At 39.5% G+C, this 5,667-nt stretch carries 8 protein-coding genes; 2 read left to right on the plus strand and 6 right to left on the minus strand.

Translation table 11 applies throughout. The features are described from left to right. The 5 genes from nrdD (PHO71_RS24990) to PHO71_RS25010 form a co-directional block, all read right to left on the minus strand. The coding region (nrdD, locus tag PHO71_RS24990; protein WP_300208897.1) for an anaerobic ribonucleoside-triphosphate reductase at window positions 1-1,250 on the minus strand (1,250 nt) is incomplete at its 3' end. 2 nt (window positions 1,251-1,252) lie between these two features. Continuing rightward, window positions 1,253-1,489 (minus strand): hypothetical protein, encoded by a 237-nt coding sequence (locus tag PHO71_RS24995; RefSeq protein WP_300208899.1) that lies wholly within the window; start codon window positions 1,487-1,489, stop codon window positions 1,253-1,255. Between the two features lie 18 nt (window positions 1,490-1,507). Then, window positions 1,508-1,888: an anaerobic ribonucleoside-triphosphate reductase gene (gene nrdD / locus PHO71_RS25000; protein ID WP_300208901.1), complete on the minus strand. Its 381-nt coding sequence runs from the start codon at window positions 1,886-1,888 to the stop codon at window positions 1,508-1,510. Between the two features lie 43 nt (window positions 1,889-1,931). Next, window positions 1,932-2,306, minus strand: coding sequence for a hypothetical protein (locus PHO71_RS25005; RefSeq protein ID WP_300208902.1), 375 nt, complete (start codon window positions 2,304-2,306; stop codon window positions 1,932-1,934). Between the two features lie 7 nt (window positions 2,307-2,313). After that, window positions 2,314-2,970 carry a hypothetical protein gene (locus PHO71_RS25010; RefSeq protein ID WP_300208904.1) on the minus strand — a complete coding sequence of 219 codons (657 nt, stop codon included), beginning with the start codon at window positions 2,968-2,970 and terminating at the stop codon, window positions 2,314-2,316. Window positions 2,971-3,574: 604 nt separating this feature from the next. Here PHO71_RS25010 and PHO71_RS25015 point away from each other — a divergent pair. Together PHO71_RS25015 and PHO71_RS25020 are read left to right on the plus strand one after the other, a co-directional pair. Then, the gene (locus PHO71_RS25015; RefSeq protein ID WP_300208906.1) at window positions 3,575-3,985 is read left to right on the plus strand and encodes a hypothetical protein; all 411 of its coding nucleotides are present in this window, start codon (window positions 3,575-3,577) and stop codon (window positions 3,983-3,985) included. A 16-nt stretch (window positions 3,986-4,001) separates the two neighbouring features. Further along, window positions 4,002-4,670, plus strand: coding sequence for a phospholipase D-like domain-containing protein (locus PHO71_RS25020; RefSeq protein ID WP_300208908.1), 669 nt, complete (start codon window positions 4,002-4,004; stop codon window positions 4,668-4,670). 22 nt (window positions 4,671-4,692) lie between these two features. On the opposite strand, the gene dcd is transcribed toward PHO71_RS25020, so the two are convergent. Then, complete coding sequence (dcd, locus tag PHO71_RS25025) at window positions 4,693-5,604, minus strand: dCTP deaminase (RefSeq protein WP_300208909.1); 912 nt, start codon at window positions 5,602-5,604, stop codon at window positions 4,693-4,695. Between the last annotated feature and the right edge of the window lie 63 nt (window positions 5,605-5,667).

Raw genomic sequence — 5,667 nt, forward strand, 5'->3', positions numbered from 1 at the left:
GTTATCCGTGACCTGACTTCTTTGTTTGAACTGATCATTCGGATAGATGAGTTAGGAATGTTGTTGTTAGTACTTATGTTTCCATCACCGATGACTGTTCCAATCAGGAACATCAGATCTGTATCAAATGATTCACCGGTAATACAGGGTATAGAATCGGTTGTCAGAACGGTTGTCGGGTTGGTTGATGGTTTGGTTTCGATGATATTACATTCATTATCCAAGTTGAATAATGAATGATCACTGGTTGTGATAACGTATCTTCCATCATGAAGACTGGTTTTCAGTAACGGGGTGTTTGGGACATGCACATGGACTCCGGTTATTGGTTTCCATTCAATTTCTCCGGTTACTTTATTTAACGAGATTGTTTGCAACCCATCCTTTTTGATGAGTTTTGATCCTTCTCCTTTAACATACCGGTGACATAGTTCTCCTATCGGAACCATTGATAGTTTATCAGTTGAATCTTTTATTAATAGTTTAGAATTATATTGGGCGCTTTGCCCTCCCCTTGCCACCATCATTTGTGTCATCTCGTAGACAAACATCTGCATCAGGTGTTCGATATCGTCATAGGGTATTCCTTCCATGTAGGGTGCAAGGAATGTCAGAAAATTGTAGAATCCCTGTCCTCCTGCGAAGTTTGTCTGTGCTGCAGCAAGAGCTTTTACAGCATGGAGAATTGCGACTTCTGCTCGTTTTGCGGGACCTGCAACACTGCTTGATGCACCGGTACCGTCCGGGATGAGTCCGTAATAAAAGAAGTAACGAAGGTCCCAATCATTGCAAAATAATCGATTTGTGAAATATTCGAGATCGTGGATGTGGATATCGGCATTGATATGCAGTCTGGCGAGATCATCATCTATCAGGAGGAGAGCTTCTTCTTTACTGAGTAGATCCGCTTTTCGTTTATGCGCGGTTTCTGCGTTTGCCTGGAGATTAGCGTTATCTTTACCACCTTTTGTGCCGAGATCGATTTCGAGAGCGTCATAGAGAGGAATACCGATGCGAGTGAGTCGTTTCTGATATTTTCGGTGTCCTCGTTGGATCAGATGCGTGTTTGCTATTTCCCGGATGAGAGCGGTAGGTACTTCGTCGAGACCGGATGATTGCAGGGTGTTTGCAACATCGTGCGCGATTGTTTCTGCGAGTTCTAATGGAACATCGGCTTCTTTTTGAAGAGTATGGATGATCCGTGAAGGATCATATTTTAAATGGTTGAACTGAGCGTCAATGACAATCATGCTTAGTTCCCGGTGAGTAATGAGTCGAGTTTTGAGAAGAGTTCTTTACCAGAAAATATATGATCTTTTATTGAAAGGAGAGGGGCTGCTGTGATGTCGGCTCCTTTATACATGAGATCAATAACAGTTTCGGGATCGTTGAGACTGGATTCTTTGAAACTAATCTTTTTATTGATGAGTATTGATTTGAGTTCGTCGCAACGAGGGCAACATTCCATAGAGTATACTATAATAGACATAATAATCAGATATTGAGGTTAGAAGTCGTTTTTTTGACGGTTTTTTAATTCATCAAGTTTACCTGCATTGAAATTGGTTACATCTGCAAGGTATCCGGTTACTCGGGATCGAACGGTGACATCGTGGGATCCGTTACCGGGATGGATGAATTCGTTACAAAGAGGGCAGGTTATCAGAGTTGCTTCGATAGTTGTGGGAACGTCCAGGGTATCCAGAGGACACATGGGTCTTGGGCTGGTTGCAGAACAATCCGGGCAGGTCATATTTTTTGATGGAAGTATTTTTCCACAACTACAAATCCAATACGGTATTTCAGATTCGGGTATTTTATCGAGGTTTGATATATGAGGTTTTTTAAATCGGTTGATGATAGCGGTTTGTGTTTCGGTATAGTGCATAAAATATCAACTCAGGTTGGGTATTTGGAGTTATAAGATTTGGTCAGTCGTCTTCGTGGGGTGTAGGAGGTTGGGTTACTTCCGATATAGCGATATTTTTTTTCTGACCTAAATCGAACTGTTTTTTCTGAAATTTAGAGATGGATAATCGTCTGTAATGATCGTCGAGATCGATTATATATGCTGTTCGTGAGGCAGATAATCCAAATCGGTGACGTTTTTCTGTCCAGATTTCGTTTTCGTGGAATAGGCGGGGTATTGATATCTTTTCGGTGATCGGGATGATTTCGTTTTTGTCGGCGCGATCGAAATCGTCATCTGAGATAATGAGTTCTATCCAGATTCGATCAGCGAGTCTGACCTGACAGTGGTAATAATCGGAGACTTTCGTCCGGATAATCCCGATTTCTTCGAGCATGGAGAGGTTATGCTATTGTGAGTCGTTCGATATCTGCCAGAGTATAATCTTCTCTGTAGAAGGGAGAGAATCTTGCACTGAGCATCATTGATATATCGTTTGATGAAAGGATAGTGGTGATCTTGCGTTTGATTTTTTCAGCGATCTTGTAGATAGTATTCGGTTTTAACAGTTTTCCATTGATATTTGGGAAACTTGTATTGATTTCTTCATTGATATAGGGGATTACTTTATCCATTTCGCTATCGCGGAATCGTTCGAGTCTGTCGTCGATCTCTCCTTCTTCCCGAGCAACTTTATACAGACGATCAACCAGTTTTAATACTTCTGACCTGGCGCGATAGGTAAGAGGTAATCCGATTTTGGTTTCGATTAATTTGTAGATCATTGTTCTGGCAGTATTATTGTATCCACGGTTTGAAAGGATCTGGATAATTGCTTTGAGTTCTCCGTCGGTTAGACGGGATATAGCTAATCGTGTCATTTCAACACGTTTAATGGCAGGAGGATGAGCTTTTGGATCGTTCTCTTTAAGAAGAATTTCTGCTCCTTTTGCAAGACAATCAGCGAATTTGATACCTTTTTCTTTGATAACTCTATAGAGATCATCTTCCATTGTTGTTGTCACTTTGCGTGCCATACCAATATATTGATCGTGATACATGATTAACTATCTGATCTTACGTATCGGTGAACTTGATACCAAAAAGAGGGGGTAGATCAAGGATCTCCTTTTCTGGTTTAAATTCTGTTATTATTATATATTATATTTTTATTAAAATAATGTAGTTGTAGTATATATAGTAGTAGTAGTTTATATAATATAAGTATAGATAAACCATATATAATAAATACTTTACTAAATGTATATATATTAGAAGTTATACAGTATGATGTATATACGTTTTTTTTCAACTATTCTTTTGGGATATGAGTTTGTTCTTGGTACCTCCCTGTTTTTGGGGTAGGGTACATCTATACATACTCAAGATATCGCACCTTCAGACATCAATTAAAATAATTGTATTTCTATAGTGAGATGTGTGTTACAGTCATATCATTTTCATGACGGATATTACAATTATTCTGATTATCAAAAAAATCTGTTTTTTGTTCAGGGGGCAAATCCTTTACTCCTTGAAAAAATGATATCGTATCTTAATTCCCGATCTGATATCTCTGCAATTAAAGGATCCCTGTATCTCTATAACAACAGGTATCTTCATGAGACCCTTTTCACACTGGCTGATACCGGGACCGAGATCGATATGGTCTCAATACCTCTGGAAGGATATGATTCTTCATATCCTCAATATCTTTATGATTTTACAACCGGAGATAAGACTGATAAAAAATATTCTAAACAGGATTATGCGAAATTGGTGTATCATGATACTCGATCATATCGGTTGTATACTTTTGATCATACCTCGATCCGGAGCAGGTATCTGAAGAAGTTTTCCCGAGGTGATCTTCCGTATAGTCTGCATATCAAATCAATGCTCGTTGAGTTTGATGGAGGTGGGGGAGCGCTTATCTCGTCATCTTCGAATTTCGCGGTCCGTGATCGGATAAAACTTGAACATATGGATATTGTTGAGGGCGGGGCTGATTATATTCAACCTGCACAACGGTTTTTTGATGATTTGGTTCTGAATTCGGTTTTGTTCGAGACATAAACATATTTGGGTTGGTATGGATCTATATAACCAGATGCAGTTCTGTCCTCTTCAATTACAGACCCATAACTTTTTTATTGCACCTTTTTATGAAGATTCTACTGATTATGTTGAACATTTTCTGATAAAGAAGATCCGGTCTGCCCGGAACCGGGTTTATATCTGTTCTCAACACATGTCGGCGTATCGGTATACCTATTCGCGTGCATTCAAGTATGGCGTTGATTCTACGCAGTTTATCGAGAAGGAAGGAGTATTGACCCCGGTGATAGAGAAACACAACCAGGGGCTTGATGTGAGGCTCCTTTCCCAGACATACGATGATGGGGATACTCCCGGATTTCGGAAACCGTCAAATGTGCAGTGTTTCAGGAGGTTTATTCAGGGGTTGAAACAACATGGATTCACTGAGTATGGAGTGAATACAAGTGTTCATGGAAAATTTTATATTATTGATGATGAAGTGATAACTACTTCCTGCAACTGTACTCCGACACAGTTTATTTATCATCGGTATGTGGATCTTCCGGAATTTTATCCTGATACCCAGGAACCTCATACCGGTATACATTGTGAAGTCGGATTGTATCAGGTGTACGATTCGTCAGAAACCCTGCAACAGTATCTGGATATGTTTGATCTCTGGATGAATTTATCTGAGACGAAATATCCGTTGAAAAAGTGAGTTTGGGGTTTTTGCAGAATATTCATTTTTCGATAAAAATATGACATTTACATTGTCGTATTCCTATAGGTGCTTCGGTAAATGATGGGCATGGGCAGGGTATTTCGTCACCGTTATTCGGGTATATCGGGCAGCATATCTCGTTATGGAAACACAGGTTTGCAATAATCCGGGGAAAACTTAAATCCAGGTTATCCCTATGGATTTTAGCATTATATTCTTTTGCGATTTTCATAAAGTATTCTTCAGTGGTTTTTGATAGGGATTGTGAGATATCGATTGTTGTGCGTCTGATGGTATCTTTGGAGAGGATGGTTTTGTAGGGTATCTGTGTCATTATTAGAGGTATATTTGTATTGTTTTTTGCTGAAGGGTTGTTCATATAGTATTTTGAAGGGGTGGCGCCGGACTGGTTATTGTATTTTGCACCTTTCTTTTTATTATAGGGGGTTTCACAGGGGTTGACCTGAGTGAATGCAACCTGACCAATTGCCATTCCTTTTCTGAGGATGATTGGGTATTTATTGGTGTTTAAGAGTTCGAGTGTGAGAGATCCTGAAAATCCTGCATCGATAAATCCGGCGTTTTGGATATTGAGTCCTAATCTTCCAATACTCGATTTACCTTCGATTTTACCGCAGATCGTCGGGGGGAGAGAGATTGTCTCAATGGTTTCTGCGAGAATGAATTCTCCCGGTTTGATGATGAAATAGTCTGTGATTATTTTTGTGGTGAGTTCGTCCGGTATTTTATGGAACGGATCAATTGCTGTTGTGCTGTCATTGAATCGAATGAATGAATCGTTGAGTGTGATATCGTAGCTGTTTGGCTGGATATTGGTTTCGGAAAATGGGTATATTTTCAGGATGTTTTTTTGGATAGCAACTCTGAGTTCGCGATCGTTTAAAAGAACGGGTGGTGTCGATGACATCATACTTATATTTATGATGTATGTACAGATAATGATTTGTATGGAAAAAAAGAGGGTTGATTATTA

Origin of the sequence: Bacteroides sp., assembly GCF_028690125.1 — a bacterium.
Taxonomy (GTDB): domain Bacteria; phylum Bacteroidota; class Bacteroidia; order Bacteroidales; family Bacteroidaceae; genus Bacteroides.

Excerpts from the sequence above, each read along its gene's own strand:
- PHO71_RS24995 (WP_300208899.1), bottom strand. The coding sequence starts at position 1,489 with ATGTCTATTATAGTATACTCTATGGAATGTTGCCCTCGTTGCGACGAA.
- nrdD (WP_300208901.1), bottom strand. The coding sequence starts at position 1,888 with ATGCACTATACCGAAACACAAACCGCTATCATCAACCGATTTAAAAAA.
- PHO71_RS25005 (WP_300208902.1), bottom strand. The coding sequence starts at position 2,306 with ATGCTCGAAGAAATCGGGATTATCCGGACGAAAGTCTCCGATTATTAC.
- PHO71_RS25010 (WP_300208904.1), bottom strand. The coding sequence starts at position 2,970 with ATGTATCACGATCAATATATTGGTATGGCACGCAAAGTGACAACAACA.
- PHO71_RS25015 (WP_300208906.1), top strand. The coding sequence starts at position 3,575 with ATGGTCTCAATACCTCTGGAAGGATATGATTCTTCATATCCTCAATAT.
- PHO71_RS25020 (WP_300208908.1), top strand. The coding sequence starts at position 4,002 with ATGGATCTATATAACCAGATGCAGTTCTGTCCTCTTCAATTACAGACC.
- dcd (WP_300208909.1), bottom strand. The coding sequence starts at position 5,604 with ATGATGTCATCGACACCACCCGTTCTTTTAAACGATCGCGAACTCAGA.